At 59.2% G+C, this 18088-nt stretch carries 16 protein-coding genes and 3 pseudogenes; 8 read left to right on the top strand and 11 right to left on the bottom strand.

Annotation, left to right across the window (positions count from 1 at the left end):
• Nucleotides 1-94: 94 nt before the first annotated feature.
• Nucleotides 95-1183: pseudogene (locus M5G20_RS30305) on the bottom strand (cache domain-containing protein); the annotation flags it as partial.
• Nucleotides 1184-1639: 456 nt separating this feature from the next.
• Between M5G20_RS30305 and M5G20_RS18060 the strand changes: the two are divergent.
• Nucleotides 1640-2533, top strand: a complete 894-nt coding sequence (locus M5G20_RS18060; protein ID WP_075947864.1) for a PA4780 family RIO1-like protein kinase — start codon at nucleotides 1640-1642, stop codon at nucleotides 2531-2533.
• Nucleotides 2534-2683: 150 nt separating this feature from the next.
• Here M5G20_RS18060 and cueR read toward each other — a convergent pair whose 3' ends face one another.
• The 3 genes from cueR to M5G20_RS18045 all read right to left on the bottom strand — a co-directional run bounded on the left by cueR (nucleotide 2684) and on the right by M5G20_RS18045 (nucleotide 5988).
• Nucleotides 2684-3097, bottom strand: a complete 414-nt coding sequence (cueR, locus tag M5G20_RS18055) for a Cu(I)-responsive transcriptional regulator (protein ID WP_150735672.1) — start codon at nucleotides 3095-3097, stop codon at nucleotides 2684-2686.
• Nucleotides 3094-5487, bottom strand: a complete 2394-nt coding sequence (locus tag M5G20_RS18050) for a heavy metal translocating P-type ATPase (RefSeq protein WP_273920192.1) — start codon at nucleotides 5485-5487, stop codon at nucleotides 3094-3096. The genes cueR and M5G20_RS18050 overlap by 4 nt, the downstream gene beginning before the upstream one ends.
• Before the next feature lie 117 nt (nucleotides 5488-5604).
• Entirely contained in the window at nucleotides 5605-5988 is a 384-nt protein-coding gene (locus M5G20_RS18045; RefSeq protein WP_273920191.1) for a hypothetical protein, read from the bottom strand.
• Between the two features lie 160 nt (nucleotides 5989-6148).
• Between M5G20_RS18045 and M5G20_RS18040 the strand changes: the two genes are divergently transcribed.
• Entirely contained in the window at nucleotides 6149-6346 is a 198-nt protein-coding gene (locus M5G20_RS18040) for a heavy-metal-associated domain-containing protein (protein ID WP_150735670.1), read from the top strand.
• A gap of 90 nt (nucleotides 6347-6436) precedes the next feature.
• A complete protein-coding gene (locus M5G20_RS18035) occupies nucleotides 6437-7633 on the top strand; it encodes a multidrug effflux MFS transporter (protein WP_273920190.1) in 1197 nt (398 codons plus the stop codon).
• Nucleotides 7634-7640: 7 nt separating this feature from the next.
• On the opposite strand, the gene M5G20_RS18030 is transcribed toward M5G20_RS18035, so the two are convergent.
• The 3 genes from M5G20_RS18030 to M5G20_RS18020 form a co-directional block, all read right to left on the bottom strand.
• Entirely contained in the window at nucleotides 7641-7814 is a 174-nt protein-coding gene (locus M5G20_RS18030; protein ID WP_273920189.1) for a hypothetical protein, read from the bottom strand.
• 169 nt (nucleotides 7815-7983) lie between these two features.
• Entirely contained in the window at nucleotides 7984-8997 is a 1014-nt protein-coding gene (locus tag M5G20_RS18025; RefSeq protein WP_273920188.1) for a zinc-binding alcohol dehydrogenase family protein, read from the bottom strand.
• 32 nt (nucleotides 8998-9029) lie between these two features.
• The gene (locus M5G20_RS18020) at nucleotides 9030-9323 is read right to left on the bottom strand and encodes a putative quinol monooxygenase (protein WP_273920187.1); all 294 of its coding nucleotides are present in this window, start codon (nucleotides 9321-9323) and stop codon (nucleotides 9030-9032) included.
• 114 nt (nucleotides 9324-9437) lie between these two features.
• Here M5G20_RS18020 and M5G20_RS18015 point away from each other — a divergent pair, with 114 nt between their 5' ends.
• On the top strand, nucleotides 9438-10367 hold the full coding sequence (locus tag M5G20_RS18015; protein ID WP_075947872.1) for a LysR family transcriptional regulator: 930 nt from the start codon (nucleotides 9438-9440) through the stop codon (nucleotides 10365-10367).
• 315 nt (nucleotides 10368-10682) lie between these two features.
• Nucleotides 10683-11417 (top strand): ArsR/SmtB family transcription factor, encoded by a 735-nt coding sequence (locus M5G20_RS18010; RefSeq protein WP_273920186.1) that lies wholly within the window; start codon nucleotides 10683-10685, stop codon nucleotides 11415-11417.
• Between the two features lie 63 nt (nucleotides 11418-11480).
• Here M5G20_RS18010 and M5G20_RS18005 read toward each other — a convergent pair whose 3' ends face one another.
• The 3 genes from M5G20_RS18005 to M5G20_RS17995 form a co-directional block, all read right to left on the bottom strand.
• The gene (locus M5G20_RS18005; RefSeq protein WP_273920185.1) at nucleotides 11481-12434 is read right to left on the bottom strand and encodes an adenosine deaminase; all 954 of its coding nucleotides are present in this window, start codon (nucleotides 12432-12434) and stop codon (nucleotides 11481-11483) included.
• Between the two features lie 83 nt (nucleotides 12435-12517).
• Entirely contained in the window at nucleotides 12518-13483 is a 966-nt protein-coding gene (locus M5G20_RS18000) for a 2-oxoglutarate and iron-dependent oxygenase domain-containing protein (protein ID WP_150735663.1), read from the bottom strand.
• Nucleotides 13484-13553: 70 nt separating this feature from the next.
• On the bottom strand, nucleotides 13554-14636 hold the full coding sequence (locus tag M5G20_RS17995; RefSeq protein ID WP_273920183.1) for a BMP family ABC transporter substrate-binding protein: 1083 nt from the start codon (nucleotides 14634-14636) through the stop codon (nucleotides 13554-13556).
• A gap of 286 nt (nucleotides 14637-14922) precedes the next feature.
• Between M5G20_RS17995 and M5G20_RS17990 the strand changes: the two are divergent.
• Nucleotides 14923-15246: pseudogene (locus M5G20_RS17990) on the top strand (calcium:proton antiporter); the annotation flags it as partial.
• Nucleotides 15247-15645: 399 nt separating this feature from the next.
• Nucleotides 15646-16566: a DUF808 domain-containing protein gene (locus M5G20_RS17985; protein ID WP_273920182.1), complete on the top strand. Its 921-nt coding sequence runs from the start codon at nucleotides 15646-15648 to the stop codon at nucleotides 16564-16566.
• A gap of 67 nt (nucleotides 16567-16633) precedes the next feature.
• Here the strand turns inward: M5G20_RS17985 and M5G20_RS17980 are convergent, their stop codons facing one another.
• Nucleotides 16634-17107, bottom strand: coding sequence for a helix-turn-helix domain-containing protein (locus tag M5G20_RS17980; protein WP_273920181.1), 474 nt, complete (start codon nucleotides 17105-17107; stop codon nucleotides 16634-16636).
• Nucleotides 17108-17884: 777 nt separating this feature from the next.
• On the opposite strand from M5G20_RS17980, the pseudogene M5G20_RS17975 reads away from it, so the two are divergent.
• Nucleotides 17885-18088 (top strand): annotated as a pseudogene (locus M5G20_RS17975) (hypothetical protein); the annotation flags it as partial.

Raw genomic sequence — 18088 nt, 5'->3', positions numbered from 1 at the left:
CCATGTCACTGGATACCTGGGTCGAGCTTTTGGACGTGGCGAGAATCTTCGTCGCGGCACCGCCGATGCTCTGGATCAGGTTGCGAATCGCGGTGAGGAACTGGTTGAACCAACTGGCCAGTTGTGCGGTTTCGTCGCTGCCACGGATCTGCAGGTTTTTCGTCAGGTCGCCTTCACCCTGGGCGATGCCTTCCAGGCCATCTGCCACGCTGCGGATCGGACGCACGATGACGCTGGCGAAACTGGCGCCGACCACGGCGAAGATGACGGCCAACACCGCGGCGATGATCGCGATCAACCAGGTCAACTGGGTCGCCGTGCTCATCACGTCGCTTTGCTTGATCAGGCCGATGAAGGTCCAACCCAGTTGCTCCGACGGCCAGACGTTGGCCATGTAGCGCTCGCCGTTGAGTTCGACCTCAACCAGGCCTTTGCCGGCCTTGGCCAGTTGCGCATAACCTTCGCCGAGGCTGCCCAGGGCCTTGAAGTTGTTTTCAGGTTGTTTCGGGTCGACCAGCACGGTGCCGTTGTTTTCCAGCAGCATCAGGTAACCGGTTTCGCCGAGCTTGATCTGTTTGACCAGTTCGGTGAGCTGTTTGAGCGACACGTCGATACTGACCACGCCGCCGTTGGTGCCCAGCTTGTTGTCGATGGTGCGGACGGTGCTGACGTAGGACGTATCGTTTTCAGCCCAGTAATAGGCCTCGGTACGAAACGGCTTGCCCGGTTTGGCCTGGGCCGCCTTGTACCACGGACGCTGGCGCGGGTCGTAGTTGGCCAGCTTGGCATCGTCCGGCCACGACACGTAGCCGCCGGCGGCGGTGCCGAGAATCGCGTAGGCATAGGACGGGTGAGCGTTGCCCAGGTCCTGCAGGAAGCTGAAGAGTTTCTTGTCCGCCTCACCTTGAGGAACGCTGGCGGCGTTGGCGCTCATGTAGGTCTTGAGGCTGTCGTCGGAATTGGTGATCAGCGGTTGCTTGGCCAGATACTCGACGTTCTGGCTGATGCCGTCGAAAAACAGTTGCATGGCATTGCTGACCTGACGGATTTCACGACCGCTGCTGTCGATGAATCCGTCCTTGGCATCACTGCGCAAGTTCAGCACAACGAGGGTGGCGACCAGCACCACGGGCAAGCAGGCGATGATTGCAAACGCCCAGGTCAACTTCTGTTTGATGTTCATCCGCGCTCCAGATTTTCTTGTAGGCCCACGCAGTGCAGATGACTCGCGGTTTTTGGCAGCCGTAAACGTTCTTGGTCAACCCGGATCCTTGAGTGCGGCATCGCTATTATTGGGGGAGCGATTGTCGGACAAATCACTTTGTCACTTAGGACTTCGGCTGTTGTCGGAGGAAATTGAGGCTTGCCAGGAAAAATCCTTCGCAGTGCAGGGCGCGAGATGTCAGCTTCTGTCACAAATGCCCTCGCAGGCCTTGCAGAACAAGTGACGCCGGCTCGGCTATGATCGTTGGCGCCCGACGAAGGACGTCAGGTTTTTGTGAGGAATCCGGCACATTGTGTGCTTCTTGTTGTTCCTGGCAGTGTTCATAGGTCGGCACCCCCTCCCCCCCGTGAGTGGATTGCCGTATAACGAATGACTTTCGCGTGTTTGGTAATAAAGGACCCACAATAAAAGCTGATGAAGACTCCAAAACGCATTGAACCCCTGATCGAGGACGGTCTGGTCGACGAGGTGCTGCGCCCACTCATGAGTGGTAAAGAAGCAGCTGTTTATGTAGTGCGCTGCGGCAACCAGCTACGTTGCGCGAAGGTCTACAAGGAGGCGAATAAACGCAGTTTCCGTCAGGCGGCCGAGTATCAGGAAGGTCGCAAGGTTCGCAACAGCCGCCAGGCCCGGGCCATGGCCAAGGGTTCCAAGTTTGGCCGCAAGGAAACCGAAGACGCCTGGCAGAACGCCGAAGTCGCGGCGCTGTTCCGTCTGGCCAGTGCCGGTGTGCGAGTGCCCAAGCCGTATGACTTCCTTGAAGGCGTGCTGCTCATGGAGCTGGTGGCCGACGAGTACGGCGATGCCGCGCCGCGTTTGAACGACGTGGTGCTGGAACCGGACCAGGCGCGCGAGTATCACGCGTTTCTGATTTCGCAGATCGTGCTGATGTTGTGTACCGGTTTGGTGCACGGTGACCTGTCCGAGTTCAACGTACTGCTGACGCCGACCGGCCCGGTGATCATCGACTTGCCGCAAGCGGTGGATGCCGCGGGCAACAACCACGCTTTCAGCATGCTGGAGCGGGATGTGGGCAACATGGCGTCGTACTTCGGGCGGTTTGCGCCGGAGTTGAAAAAGACCCGTTATGCCAAGGAAATGTGGGCCTTGTACGAGGCCGGCACCTTGCACCCGGCCAGCGTCCTGACCGGTGAGTTCGACGAACCGGAAGAGTTGGCCGACGTGGGCGGCATCATGCGTGAGATCGAGGCTGCGCGCCTGGATGAAGAACGCAAGCAAGCGGCCCGTGCCGCTGACGATGCGCCCGCCAACAAAACCGAAGAACCGCCTCCGCCATGGATGCAGTGATCGGCTAAACAAAAACCCGGCTTCGGCCGGGTTTTTTGTTGTGCAATGCAAATCCTCTGTAGGAGCAAGCTTGCTCGCGATAGCATCGGCACATTCAAAATCAAAGTGTCAGGAGCACCGCCATCGCGAGCAAGCTTGCTCCTACAGGAGTTAGGCACTGGTCGAAGGAGCACAACACCCAGACTCAAGGTTCTTGAGAATCGGGCAATCCGGCCGATGATCCCCCTGGCAATGCTCAACCAGATCCTGCAACGTATCGCGCAGTTGTCCGAGCTCGCGGATCTTCTGGTTCAGCTCATCTATATGTTGCCGGGCCAGGGCCTTCACATCGGCACTGGCGCGCTGGCGGTCCTGCCAGAGGGTCAGCAGTTTGCCGACTTCTTCCAGCGAAAACCCCAGGTCCCGCGAACGCTTGATGAAGGCCAGGGTATGCAAGTCGTCATCGCCGTAGATTCGATAACCGCTGTCGGCGCGATTGGCCGCCTTGAGCAAACCGATGGATTCGTAATAACGGATCATCTTCGCGCTCAGGCCGCTGTGACGGGCCGCTTGGCCGATGTTCATCGGTTTTCCTCCAGATCCTCGGGTTTCCAGGTTTTCAACAGTAACGCATTGCTCACCACGCTGACGCTCGACAAGGCCATCGCCGCGCCGGCCAGTACCGGATTGAGGAAGCCGAACGCCGCCAGCGGAATACCGATCAGGTTATAGACGAAGGCCCAGAACAGGTTTTGGCGGATTTTCGCGTAGGTCTTGCGACTGATCTCCAGCGCGGCGGGCACCACACGCGGGTCGCCGCGCATCAGGGTGATACCGGCTGCGTGCATGGCCACGTCGGTGCCGCCGCCCATGGCGATGCCGATGTCGGCGGCAGCCAGTGCCGGGGCGTCGTTGATGCCGTCGCCGACCATCGCCACCACTCCGGTTCGTTTCAGTGCCGCCACCGTCGCGGCTTTGTCCGCTGGCAACACTTCGGCGTGTACGTCACGGATGCCCAGCGCCTCGGCAACCACTTTGGCACTGCCGCGGTTGTCGCCGGTCAGCAAATGGCTGCTGATGTGCAGTGCGCTCAGTTGCTGCACCGCTTGCAACGCACCGGGCTTGAGCGTGTCACCGAAGGCAAACAGGCCCAGTACCCGTGGCGCGGGGCTTTGCTCGATCAGCCAGGACAACGTCCGGCCTTCGGTTTCCCACGCGGTGGCGCAATCCGCCAAGACCCCGGCGCTCAGGCCGCTTTCTTCCAGAAGACGCCGGTTGCCCAGCGCCAGTCGCCGTCCCTCAAGGGTGCCGGCAATGCCACGCCCGGTCAGGGATTGGCTGTCGCTGACGTCCTCCACCTGCAACCCGCGCTCAGCGCAGGCGTCCAGGACCGCTTTGGCCAGAGGGTGCTCACTGCCCCGCTGCAGGGCGCCGGCCTGTTGCAGCAGGGTGCCTTCGTCACCGTCGAGCGCGCTCAAATGCGCGATGCGCGGGGTGCCCGAGGTCAGTGTGCCGGTTTTGTCGAACACCACCGAACTGACTTCATGGGCACGCTCCAGCGCTTCGGCGTCCTTGATCAGAATCCCGTAACGCGCCGCCACCCCGGTGCCGGCCATGATCGCCGTGGGGGTGGCCAGGCCCAGCGCACAAGGACAGGCGATCACCAACACCGCCACGGCGTTGATCAGCGCGGTTTCCAGCGGCGCGCCATACAGCCACCAGCCGACCAGTGTCGCCAGGGCCAGCAGCAGGACCACGGGGACGAAAATCTGGCTGACTTTATCCACCAGTTTCTGGATCGGCGCTTTCGCGGCTTGAGCGTCCTCCACCAATCGAATGATGCGCGCCAACACGGTTTCAGCGCCAAGCGCCTGGGTGCGCACCAACAGCCTACCTTCACCATTGATCGCGCCGCCGGTCACTTTGTCACCGGGTTGTTTCGGCACCGGCAGGCTTTCTCCGCTGATCAACGCTTCATCGGCGTGGCTCTGGCCCTCGATCACTTCACCGTCCACCGGGAAGCGTTCGCCGGGTTTGACCAGCACCTGATCATTGAGACGCAGGGCGCTGATGGCGACGTCCTGTTCACGACCGTCTATCACTTGAATCGCCCGCTCCGGGCGCAGCGCCTCGAGGGCGCGGATGGCGCTGGCGGTCTGGCGCTTGGCACGGCTTTCCAGGTATTTACCGAGCAACACCAAGGCGATGACGACCGCCGAGGCTTCGAAATACAGGTGCGGCATGCGTCCGGCAGCGGTGGCCCACTCATAGACACTCAAGCCATAACCGGCGCTGGTGCCGAGCGCGACCAGCAAATCCATGTTGCCGGCGCCGGCGCGCACGGCTTTCCACGCGGCCACATAAAACCGCGCGCCGAAGATGAATTGCACTGGAGTGGCCAAGGCAAATTGCGCCCACGCCGGGAGCATCCAGTGCACACCGAACGGTTGCAGCAGCATCGGCAGCACCAGCGGAAAGGCGAGGGCAATGGCCGCGATCAAGGCCCAGCGTTCGCGTTGCAGGCGGGTCTGTTGACTGTCGGTTTGCGGGTGTTCGGCTTCCCAGACGCTGGCGGCGTAGCCGGCCTTGGTCACGGCGGCGATCAAGGTTTGCGGGTCGACTTGCCCGAGCAATTCAAGGTGAGCGCGTTCGTTCGCCAGGTTGACGCTGACGCTCTTCACCCCCGGTACTTTATTCAGCGCACGCTCGACGCGGCCGACGCAGGACGCGCAGGTCATGCCGTCGATACTCAATTCAAGGGTCTGCTGCGGCACGCTGTAACCGGCCTTTGCCACGGCCTCCATCAAGGCCGGCAGGCTATCGGCCGGCGCCTGGACCCGCGCCTGTTCGGTGGCGAGGTTGACGCTGACGGCGCTGGCACCGATGACTTTGCTCAAGGCGCGCTCGACACGGCCAGCGCAACTGGCGCAGGTCATGCCGGCAATCGGCAGATCGAACGTGGTGGAATCGGACATCGGTCGCACTCCCTGTAGTAGATGCCTACAGGATCAACCTTGCCATGTTGGCAAGGTCAAGCGCCATTTTGAAACTCACCGAAAATCCGATTGCAGGAGCGAGCAGGGGGATTTGTGTCAGTAGCCGAGGCCTGCGCGCTTCAGGTACATCCCTTCCTGCGTCATCGCAATCCGGTACTTGAGCACATCGCCCGCCCGGAGCTGGATGTCCTGCGAGCCCGGCGCCAACATGCCCGGGTTGCAGCCCGGCACCTGACCCGGCAGCAGTTTCAGGCGCAGGGACACATTGCCCGGCGGCAAATTGAACGAGGTGCTTTGTTCCTGGAACAGCCGCGCCGCCAACTGGTCCTGGATGTACACGCCGATTTCGCAGTTGGTCGCGACTTCCAGCCGCTCGCGGGAAATGATCAGCACGCCATAGTCCTCCCCGGCGGCACTGGCCGACGGCATGGCGGCGAAAAGGCTGAGGAAGCCAAACAGGCTGAAAACTGACCAGCGCATGGCTGAATCTCCTGAGATCGAGTCATTGATGATCGCAGCTTGGCCGAGCGCGGCGCCGATTGCCAGCCCGGCAGAACACTTCAGAACTTGACCTTGCCATGGTGGCAAGCTCAAGACTGTACTCAACCTCATTCAAGAGCCTCATCAAAGGAGTCTGTCCATGCAAGTGTTCAATGTTGAAGGTATGTCCTGCGGTCACTGCGTCAGAGCCATCACACAGGCCGTTCAGGCCAAAGACCCGGCGGCCAGCGTGCGCGTCGATCTGGCTGCCAGAGAAGTGGGCGTCGAGAGTTCACTGACTGAGCAGCAGGTGATCGAGGCCATCAGCGAAGAGGGCTATGGCGTCAAGCTGGCTTGACCTTTTTAATAGTTAGCGAGCTATCGTAATGTTCAAGGCGTCCATGCGCGGCTAGACTGTCGGGCTGCCGACTATGCTCCTGGATGCCTGATGAACTTCCGTACCATTCTGATTCTTGGCGCGTTGAGCGCTTTCGGTCCGCTGGCGATCGATTTCTACCTGCCGGCGTTCCCGGCCATGGCGCTTGCGTTCGGTACGGACGAAAAACATGTTCAGCTGACATTGGCGGCGTATTTCCTCGGCCTGTCCATCGGTCAGCTGGCCTACGGGCCGGTGGCGGATCGTTTTGGGCGGCGCATTCCGTTGCTCATTGGCGTGGGTCTGTTCACCGCCGCGTCGCTGGCGTGTGCCTATGCGCCAAACCTCGACTGGCTGATCGGCGCACGTTTCATCCAGGCGTTGGGCGGGTGCGCGGGAATGGTGATTTCCCGGGCAATCGTCAGCGACAAATGCGATGCGGTGGGTTCAGCGAAAGTCTTTTCGCAGCTGATGCTGGTGATGGGCCTGGCGCCGATTCTGGCGCCGATGCTCGGCGGCCTGTTGGTCAACACCACAGGCTGGCAGTCGATTTTTCTGACACTGACCGGTTTCAGCGCATTGGCTGGCCTGGCCGTGGCACTCGGCTTGCCGGAAAGCATGCCTGCGCATGTGCCGCGCCAACCGTTGTCGGGGGCGTTGCGTCAGTACGCTCGACTGGTGAAAGAACCGATTTACCTCGGCCACGCGCTGACCGGTGGTATCGCTATCGCCGGGATGTTTTCCTACATCGCCGGTTCACCGTTCGTCTTCATCAAGCTCTACGGCGTGCCGGCCGAGCACTTCGGCTGGTTCTTCGGTGCCAATGCGGCGGGTTTCATTCTGGTGGCGCAGGTCAACGCGCGTTTGCTGGCCAAGCGCGGGCCGGCATTCCTGCTGGCGCGTGCCGTGTGGGTATACCTGGGGGCCGGCCTTGTCCTGCTGGGCGTGAGCGCATTGCACACGGCGCAACTGTGGCCGTTATTGATTCCGCTGTTCGTCTGCATTTCCAGCTTGGGCTGCATCCTTCCCAATGCATCGGCCTGTGCCATGAACGGCCAGGGTGCTCGGGCAGGCAGCGCTTCGGCGATGCTCGGGTGCCTGCAATTCAGCGTGGCCGCCGGTGCTGCCGCGCTGGTGGGTGTTTTGCACGACGGCAGTGCCATGCCGATGGCCATGGTTATCAGCCTGTGTGCAGTTCTGGTCGTGAGCGTGGCGATGCTCACCCGGCGCTTGCAAAATGCCCGGGCACTGGCGAACACCCAGGCCTGACGGCGTATCAGCCGGCAGCGCGCTGCGGATGATGGACCGGGATTTGGTGAGGGGCCTGAATACGCCCTTCAAGGATGCGCGTGAAGGCCAAGGCTTCGGCTTCGCTACGGAACGTTACGGCATGCTGGTCCAGGCGGACTTGCCACTGGGATTTTGCCAGTTCTTTTATCAGGATCTTCATCGTCGAACGCCTCTCGTAAAAGATGTTTCGTAGAAGGAAGCCTCGCAGGAGATTCGATTGTAGACCCGAATACGATCGCTGATGTGACAAGGGGAAACTGTCGGACTGACGGCGTGTAACAAAAAACATCGCAGGCTCTAGCGCGGCCTGCGATGTTTTTTTCAGGATTTCAAAACCCTTCAAGCACGATCTTGCCCTTGGATTTTCCGCTTTCCAGCAGCGCATGTGCACGACGCAGATTCGCCGCATTGATGCGGCCGAAATGCTCGCCAACCGTGGTTTTCAACGTGCCGGCATCGATCAACTGCGCCACGCGGTTGAGCAAATGGTGCTGCTCTATCATGTCCGCCGTTTCAAACAGCGAGCGGGTGTACATGAACTCCCAGTGCAGCGACAGGCTCTTGCGCTTGAGCTTGGTCACGTCGAGGGATTTGGGGTCATCGATCAGCGCCAGCTTGCCTTGCGGCGCCAATGCCTCGACCAATTGATCCAGGTGATGATCGGTTTGGGTCAGGCTGGCGACGTGGGTGACCTGATCAAGGCCCGCACGTTTGAGTGCTTCGCTCAGCGGCTGGCTGTGGTCGATCACATGGTGAGCGCCCAGGTCCTTCACCCAGCGCTGGGTTTGTGGGCGTGAGGCGGTGCCGATCACATTCAGTCCTGTGAGCTGCGTGGCCAATTGCGTGAGGATCGAACCTACGCCACCGGCCGCGCCGACGATCAGCAGGCTCTGGCCTTCATCGGTTTTGCCTTCGCGCACTTGCAGGCGCTCGAAGAGCAATTCCCACGCGGTGATTGCGGTCAGCGGCAGGGCAGCCGCTTCGGCGAAACCCAGGGTTTTAGGCATGTGGCCGACAATCCGCTCATCGACAACATGCAGTTCGCTGTTGCCGCCAGCGCGGGCGATGGACCCGGCGTAGAACACGTTGTCGCCGGCCTTGAACAGCGTCACTTCGCTGCCGACCGCCTTGACCACACCGGCCACATCCCAGCCCAGCACCTTGGCTGCGCCGCCTTCGGGCTGGACGTTCTGACGGACCTTGGTGTCCACCGGGTTGACCGAAATGGCTTTGACCTCCACCAACAGATCCCGCGGTCCGGCGACCGGCTCAGGCAGTTCGATGTCTTGCAGGGATTTTTCGTCGCTGATCGGCAGGGACGCGTAATAGGCGATGGCTTTCATGTAGGGCTCCGCAACGGTTATAGAAGAAGGAATCAGGCGATGGAGCGCAGGCGCGTGAGTTCGAAGTGTTCGAGAAAGTCAGGAGCCTTGGCGCGAAAGTTCTGGATGTGCACGCTGTCGTCATGGGCTTGCAGGGCTTCGTCGCTGCTCCACTGTTCGATCATGTAGAAGGCCAGCGGATTGGCCAGGTCCTGATGCAGGTCATATTGCCCGCAACCGGCCTCGGCTCGGGTCGGTTCCACCAATGCCCGCAGGTGTCGCTCAAGGGCTCCCTGTTGGCCAGGCTTGGCGATGAGGGTGGCGATAGCGGTAAAGGGCTGGGACATCGGCGACTCCGGAGCGGGTGATTTCGATGGGCAGATGATTGGCTATTTCTCTTGAAGATAAAACCCGTTAAAAGAGCAGTCTCTTTCAATATTTTTTTGATAATCGGGTGTGGAATGCTGCGTTTCGATGACTTGCAGTTGTTTGTTCGGGCGGCGGACCTGGGCAGTCTGTCGGCAGCAGCACGGGGGATGGACATGTCGGCGGCGGTAGCCAGTGCGGCTTTGAAGCGCATCGAGCAGCAACTCGGCGCTCGCTTGCTCGCCCGCTCGACCCGCAGCCTGCGCCTGACCGCTGAAGGTGAAGGCTTTCTCGAATACGCCCGTGCGGCCCTGAGCAACCTCGACGAGGGTCGGCGTTTGTTGGCCAGCGGTCAGGATCAGGTCAGCGGCGTGCTGCAGCTTTCGGCGCCGTCGGACTTCGGTCGCAACCTGCTGCTGCCGTGGCTGGACGAATTTCAGCGCGAGCACCCGAAACTCACCGTGCGCTTGCTGCTGGGTGACCGCATCGCCGATCTGTTTCGGCAACCGGTGGACATCGCCCTGCGTTACGGCGAGCCGGAGGACTCCAGCCTGGTGGCGCTGCCCATCGCCGCGCAGAACCGCCGCGTGCTGTGTGCCGCGCCGGGTTACCTCGCCCGGCATGGCGAGCCGCGGCAGCTGGAGCAATTGGCGCAGCACAATTGCCTGCTGTTCATGCTCGGCAGCCGCGTTCACGACCATTGGAGTTTTCACGACGGCAAGCGGGAGGTCAGCCTGACCGTCAGCGGCGACCGTTTCAGCGACGATGCCGATGTCGTGCGGCTTTGGGCGGTCGCCGGGGCGGGCATCGCCTACAAGTCGTGGCTGGATGTGGCCGGGGATGTGCTCGCCGGTCGATTGAAAGTCCTGATGCCTGAACTGCTTTGTGAGCGCGCACCGCTGAATCTGTTGTGCGCCCATCGCGCACAATTGAGTAAGCCTGTGAACCTGTTGCGGGAAATGCTTGCCAGCCGATGCGCTCGATTGAGCAGTCATTTTCCGGGGTTGGCGGGTATCGATGATTAGTCGCAGTTAAAAAGCGAAATTTCCCTCAGGAACTATCACCACCAACGGTTTGCGAAGGGCAGGAACCGGCGGTTAACCCGCCTATACTAGCGCTCGCCCGAAATACCCACCGTCGATCGCAATGGCGAGGCCCCGCTGGCGTCGTTCTGCTCCCGTGTGCCTACGCCTGCCCTCTGCGACAGACGCCCCGGTGATGGCATGGGTGAGCAAAGACTTTGCCCGGTTCATGGCGGTTTCTGCGTCTTGGCCGACGACACATTACTGGTCAAGATGTCTCTGAGCAGTAGACGAAACGATTCAACAGGGAGTGAATACATGGAACATGCACCTTGCATCAGCCAGATAGCCACCTTGCTGGCTGACCCAAAGCGCAGCGCAATGATGTGGGCCTTGATGGATGGCTCGGCGCGCCAAACCGAAGAGTTGGCCTTGCTGGCCGGCCTGTCACCGTCTTCGGCCAGTGCACACTTGGGACGTCTGTCCGCCGGGGGGCTATTGAAAGTCGAGTCCCGCGGGCGCAAGCGGTTTTTCCGTCTGTCAGCCCCTGAAGTCGGCGCCGCGATCGAGGCTCTGGCCAGTGCAACGCTGGCCAGCGCGCCGCAAGACATTCCAGACATTTTCAAACGCCCGGTACCCCTGGCCAAACCGCAGGCACTGCGCTCATCCATGTTGCGCGCACGACTGTGCGACGACCATCTGGGCGGAACCCTGGCGGCGGATCTTTATCAGCGGTTGCTGGATGCGGGGTGGATCGAGCAGTTAGATCAGCGAGTGACCATCACCCTCAAGGGCTCCACTGAACTGGCGACACGTGGCGTCTACATCCAGGCGCTTGCCCATCGTCGAGGCAAGGCGACGTGTGCCTGCCCGGACTGGAGCGAAAGACGTCCCCACATGGGCGGGGCATTGGGCGCAGCGTTGTTGCAGCTGTTCATGCAGTCAGGCTGGTTGAGTCTGCCCAACGATTCGCGTGCCTTGCAGGTCACCGCCGCGGGGCAGCGTGAAATCCACCGTTTCGCCGAACAAACCGAACTGGAAATGGCACTGTAGAGCTCACTTGACACAAAACCCGGCAGGCGCTGGCACGCCTGCTCCTGCCGGGAAGTGTGATGCTTACGGTTTTACCAAACGCGCATCGAGGCTGTTCTGCGCCAGACGCTTGGCCTGATCCTGGGTCATACCCAGATCGGTATACAGCGCATGGAAGTTTTCGGTGACATATCCGCCGAAGTACGCCGGGTCATCGGAGTTCACAGTCACCTTCACGCCACGCTCGAGCATGTCGAGAATATTGTGCTGCGACATGTGATCGAACACGCAGAGCTTGGTATTCGACAGCGGGCACACGGTCAGTGGAATCTGCTCGTCGATGATCCGCTGCATCAGGCGCTCGTCTTCGATGGCGCGCACGCCATGGTCGATGCGCTGGATTTTCAGCAGGTCGAGGGCTTCCCAGATGTACTCGGGCGGGCCTTCTTCACCGGCGTGGGCGACGGTCAGGAAGCCTTCGTCACGGGCACGGTCGAACACGCGCTTGAACTTGCTCGGCGGGTGGCCCATCTCTGAACTGTCCAGACCCACGGCGACGAAGGCATCGCGGAATGGCAGTGCCTGGTCGAGGGTTTTCTGCGCTTCGTCTTCGCTCAGGTGGCGCAGGAAGCTCAGGATCAAACCGCTGGTGATGCCCAGTTGCTGCTCGCCATCCTTGAGCGCGGCGGCGATGCCGTTGAGCACCACTTCGAACGGGATACCCCGGTCGGTGTGGGTCTGCGGGTCGAAGAACGGTTCGGTGTGAATCACGTTCTGTTGTTTGCAGCGCAGCAGGTAGGCCCAGGTCAGGTCGTAGAAATCCTGGGAGGTGCGCAGCACATCGGCACCCCGGTAATACAGGTCGAGGAATTCTTGCAGGTTGTTGAAGGCGTAGGCCTTGCGCAAGGTTTCGACATCGCTCCACGGCAGGGCGATCTTGTTGCGGTCAGCCAGGGCGAACAGCAACTCGGGTTCGAGCGAGCCTTCGAGGTGCAAGTGCAGTTCTGCCTTGGGCAGGGCGTTCAGCCAGTCGTACATAATTCTTTTCTCATCAGGTGCAGATGGCGGACATTCTACAGGTGCTGGTGGAAACAATTGGCAAAACCTGACCAGACGGTTCACTACACCGCTTCTTGCTCCCGTCGATAAGCGTAGGTGTCGGCGAAGCGCGACAGCAGAAATTGTGCACAGGTGGTCGTCGGATATTTCGCTGGATGTAGCTCATCCTGGCAACCCGGGAGGCATTCGATACGCGTGTCCGGGTGCGGTTCGGCGAAGAACGGCATCGAATAGCGGTCCACGCCGAGGGGACTGATCACCCGGTGGGGCGTCGACAGGTAACGGTCGTTGCTCCAGCGCGCCATCATGTCGCCCAGGTTGACCACGAACGTGCCTTCGATCGGCGGCGCATCGATCCACTCGCCTTTGACATTGCGCACTTGCAGGCCGCCGGCGGCATCCTGGTAGAGCAGGGTGATGCAGCCGTAATCGGTATGGGCACCGGCACCTTGCTGTTCTTCAGAGCTGGCGGTGTGGCGCGGCGGGTAGTGAATCATGCGCAACACGCTGACTGGCTCATTGAAGCGTGAATCGAAAAAGTCCCGCTCGATGCCCAGTGCCAGGGTCATTGCCCGCAACAAGGTTTGCGCCAGGGCTTGCATGTCGACGTAGTGCTGCTCCATCAGCGCTTCCCAACCGGGCAGCGACGGATGACGGTTCGGCCCGCGCAAGGGTTTTTCCGCCAGCACGTCCGGGTGGTCGGCGGGCAGGTGCAGGCCCATGTCGAAGGTTTCTTTCAGGTCGCTGGGTTTGCTCGGGTCCAGTTGCTCGGTGGCAATGGCGCCGTATCCGCGATGATGGCGGGTCTGGGTGATGTCGATCTTGAGCTTTTCGGCGCCGGGTTGGGCGAAGAAGCGCTTGGCACTGTCGAGCAGCGCATCGATACGTCCGGCGCTGATCGGGTGACCCTTGATGTAGAAAAATCCCCACTCGCGGCAGGCGCGGTCGATTTGTTGCGCCACGGCGGGCCAGGCGGATTGATCATCGCTGTAGAGCGGGGCGATGTCGATGATGGGAAGGCTGTTCATACACAATCCTTGAAAACGCAGAGAGTCCCTGCAGGAGCAAGCTGCGGCAGCGCCTGCAGGGTGCGGTGTTTTACTTCGGCATGTCGGCCTTCATGCCTTCCACGTAATAGTTCATCGAGGCCAGTTCCGCATTGGTCGCGCTCACACCGGCGGGGATTTTCTCGACCCCGGCCTGATCCTTGATCGGCCCGGTGAACGGATGCAGCGCGCCGCTCTTGATGTCGGCGATGATCTGCTCGGCTTCGGTTTTTACCGCGGCCGGCACCAGGTCGCTGATTGGCAGTTCAACCGTGCCTTCCTTCAGACCGCCCCAATAATCCTGGGACTTCCAGGTGCGGTCGATCACGCTTTGGGTCGCCTGAATGTAGTGCGGCGCCCAATCGTTGACGATGGACGTCAGCACCGCTTTCGGCCCGAAGTGCGCCATGTCCGAAGCGTAGCCCACGGCATACACGCCGCGACGCTCGGCAGCCTGGATCGGCGCCGGGCTGTCGGTGTGCTGGAATACCACGTCCACGCCCTGGTCGATCAGCGCGTTGGCGGCATCCGCCTCTTTGCCCGGATCGAACCACGAGTTGACCCACACCACCTTGATCTCGGTGCCGGGGTTGTACTTGTTCAAGGCCAGTTGAATGGCGTTGATGTCGCGGATCACTTCCGGGATCGGGAACGAAGCGACGTAGCCGATTTTCTTGGTCTTGGTCATCTTCGCCGCGAGGAAACCGCCAACGTAGCGACCTTCATAAGTGCGCGCCAGGTAGGTGCCCAGATTCTTGTCCTGCTTGTAGCCGGTGGCGTGTTCGAAAATCACATTGGGAAACTGCTTGGCGACTTTCAGTGTCGGGTTCATGTAGCCGAAAGACGTGGTGAAAATCAGGTCGTACTTGTCCTTGGCCATGTTGCGGATCACCCGCTCGGCGTCGGCGCCCTCAGCGACGTTTTCCACATAGTTGGTGGTGATTTGCGAACCGAGTTTTTCCGCCAGTGCCTTGCGCCCCTGTTCATGCTGATACGTCCAGCCGTGGTCACCGATCGGACCGATATAGACGAAGCCGACTTTCAGCGGATCGGCAGCACTGGCGGCCAGGCTGGCGCCAAGACCGATAGCCGCGACAACGGCGCAAAGCAGCTTCTTCAACGGACGTTTGTGCATGAATTCGAACTCCATTTTGTTGTGTGTGGGCAGGGGCAATGCAAATTGCTGACCAACAAGACAACAAACGCTCTGAAATCGGAGTGAGGCCATCGCTGGCAAGCCAGCGCCTACAGGCGTTGCGCCAATCCTGCAGGCGCTGGCTTGCTAGCGATGGGATCGGTAAGGCCGATAAAAGGGCAGCGGCCAAACCGGCTGCATGCTCTTGGTGCGCTAAGGTGTAACGAAACGTTAGCGCCGCGCCGCAGTCAGTCGCTTATCCGCTCCCCACTGCTCAAGGCCCGACATGCTCACCGTCCTCAAACAAGAAAGCTTCCTGCTATTGGCGTTGATCGCCGCGTGCGTGGCCTATGCGCTGGAGCACTGGCTGCTGCACAGCGGCCAGACCGTCGCGCTGATCGGCGGGCTGGTATTGATTGGCTTCATCGTCGCCGCGTCCATGCGTGTCGCCCATCAGGCGGAACTGCTCGCCGAAAAAGTCGGCGACCCCTACGGCACCATGATCCTGACCCTGGCCGCCGTGCTGGTGGAAGTGGTGATCCTGGCGATCATGATGAGCAACGAAGCCTCTGCGACGTTGGTGCGCGACACGATTTACTCGGCGGTGATTTTCTAGACAGACACCGCCTTGGTGTCAAAGCCCTTAGGCTTTGACTTGCCCTTGCCCTTGCCCTTGCCCTTGCCCTTGCCCTTGCCCTTGCCCTTGCCCTTGAAAGCTTAAAAAGAGCTTTTGATTGGGAGTGCTCTAGGCTTGATATCCCTGACACACCCCTATCTAAGGCCTACCCCGGACGCCTCGGCTTAAATGCCTATCCCTGCGACCGGCATCGACTGGTGATCTTAAATCGAACAGCTAGGGTCACTGATGGTCTAGTTAGCAATCCAAAAAAATTTTGAGAGATGTTCGAGGACGCCGTCCTGCTTTGTGACGGGTTGCTACCACATCCTAATTTGATGCCAACATGCGTCAAATACATCGGTGACTTTTGCAAGGGTTAAGGAGCCGTAAATGGCTGGTAGTAGTCTTTTCGCACTATTGGACGACATCGCTACTCTGCTCGATGACATTTCTCTTATGAGTAAGGTCGCTGCGAAAAAATCAGCGAGCGTTCTTAGTGATGACTTAGCGGTGAATGCTGAGCAGGTCATTGGGATGAGGGCTGATCGAGAGCTGCCGGTGGTATGGGCTGTATTCAAAGGGTCGATGAGGAACAAAGCCATCCTTGTCCCATGTGCTCTGATACTAAATGCTGTGCTGCCAGGAGCTGTTCATTGGTTGCTGATGGCCGGTGGTGCCTACCTTTGCTACGAAGGATTCGAGGCCATAAAAGAGAAGCTCACTCGTGATCGTTACGATGGGGGAGGAACGAAAAAGCCGACTAAGCCCAAAACCCCTGAAGAAGTAGCTGCGTTTGAGAAGAGAAAGATCAGTGGGGCAATTCGTACTGATTTTATCCTCAGCGCTGAAATTATTGTCATAACCCTGAATATCGTCGCCGATGCATCTCTACTGCAGCAGATCCTGACATTGATCATCATCGCGGTCGTGATGACGATTGGGGTGTACGGCTTAGTCGCGGGTATTGTCAGGATGGATGATGCAGGGCTTGTTCTTGAAAAATCACTAGTGCAAGGAGCATGGGGAACAATTGTCAGAGGGTTAGGTGGAGTGCTTCTTTCCGCTGCACCCAAGCTGATGAAGTCATTGAGCTGGATCGGGACTATTGCGATGTTCTTAGTCGGTGGTGCGTTCGTAACCGACGGCATCGAGCCTCTCAAGAGTTTTGTGGATGGTTTCGTTGAGGGGGCGCGAGATTGGGAGCTAGTTGTGACTTTGGGAGTTCACTGTGTAATTGGAGCTTTGGTTGGTATGACAGCTGTTGCGCTGGTCAAAATCGTCTCGACCATTTCCGATAAAGCAACACGCTAGCAGGTGCGCTGACCGTTGCATGATCTCCAATTTCAGAGATCACGCAAGTCTTGCTCCTGTAAATACGTTACGTAGTTTGCTGCCAGTACCGATATACCGTTGAGCTCGCCAACCCAAGCCTCCGCGCCACCTCAGCCTGACTCAATCCTAACGCTTTCAGTTCTCTCACGGCATCGGCATTCTCGGTTTTGCCAGGTTTACCTGAAGGTCTCTTTTTCAGCTCTTTGCCCACAAACTGACTCCGAACAAGCTGCTCTCCTCCTTCTGCTTTGAATGAGTCAAGTTCTGCACGTGCTCGCTCTAGAGTGGTGTCGGTAGATTCATCCTTCTGGATAGCGACGCAGAGGGCCATTAAGGCAATAGGATCGAACTGGAGAGCCTCCGCTAGCTCGATCAGTTTCGCAACCGTGATGTTGCTCTTCCCTTGCTCCAGCTTTCCTATGTTTGCTTTTGCACTGACGTCTGCCAAATCACCGTAGTCAAAGCCTCGGATTGTCCTGATTGCCCTGAGCGCCCCGGCGATCTCATTCTTAAGCGACATAATCTACCCAAAAACGAGGATAGAGCCATATCGCCTTATTTCCGATAAACCACGTTTGGTGGTAGTATTGGAAATATGCGGCGACGCCTTCTCAGAGCCAAGTCGCAAAACCATAGATTTAGGGTCTTATGCAGATAGGGATCAGGCAGTTTTGGAGACCTGAGCTTCAAACATATCACATGTATTGTCAGGCGCTCTTTGGTTGGATATCGAAGGAGTCTACGGAAAGCCAAGGCATGAAAATTCGCAAGGGGTCGACTGGGGTTGATCTCTGCACGGTAAGGAAAACGCACATGTTTATTTCAGATAAAACTTTTTCGATTGGCCCGCCCGGATTCCCAGGGCCAGGCCAGTCGGCTTGGCGAATGGTCGAGCGAGAATTGGAGGTTCCTTGGTACCACGTCCGCTGGCGGATTCGTGACGGAGGCCGATCTTGGCCTAAATGGTGTATGCCAGCAGACGCCTCCGTTCTGGAGCACTTACTTTCGCTGCGGAGTCCAGATCACATGATCGAAGAGGTGCAGGTTGTGACCGCGCCCCATGTGAATGGAACTACTTCTGACCGCATGGAGACGTTGACCAGTCTGGTGGTTGGTTACCACCAAAATAGAGGGCGCGTTCTGCTTCACAAGGTCGCTAGCGGAGCTGTGTACAGCAGCGCTCACAATTGTCTCGATGTCAGTTTGCTCACCAACACTCGAACAATCTACGAGGATACGAAGAGTGCTCATTCACCAGTTCAGGAATGTGCCGAGCACTGAATAGCAGGTGACTTCGATGAAGCTTCGAATCTACTCAGATTTGCACCTCGAGTTTGCTCAATTCGATCCCACCCCAACCGATGCGGACGTAGTCATTCTTGCGGGTGACGTTGATATCAAATCGCGTGGAGTGAAATGGGCGAACGAGGTATTCCAATGTCCTGTGATCTACGTGTGCGGCAATCATGAATTCTACGGTGTGTTGCCGCTGACCGAAAAC

Source organism: Pseudomonas sp. TNT2022 ID1044 (assembly GCF_028656895.1).
Taxonomy (GTDB): domain Bacteria; phylum Pseudomonadota; class Gammaproteobacteria; order Pseudomonadales; family Pseudomonadaceae; genus Aquipseudomonas; species Aquipseudomonas reinekei.
Note: the sequence above shows the minus strand (reverse complement) of the source record. Positions and strands in the feature narration are given on the sequence as shown.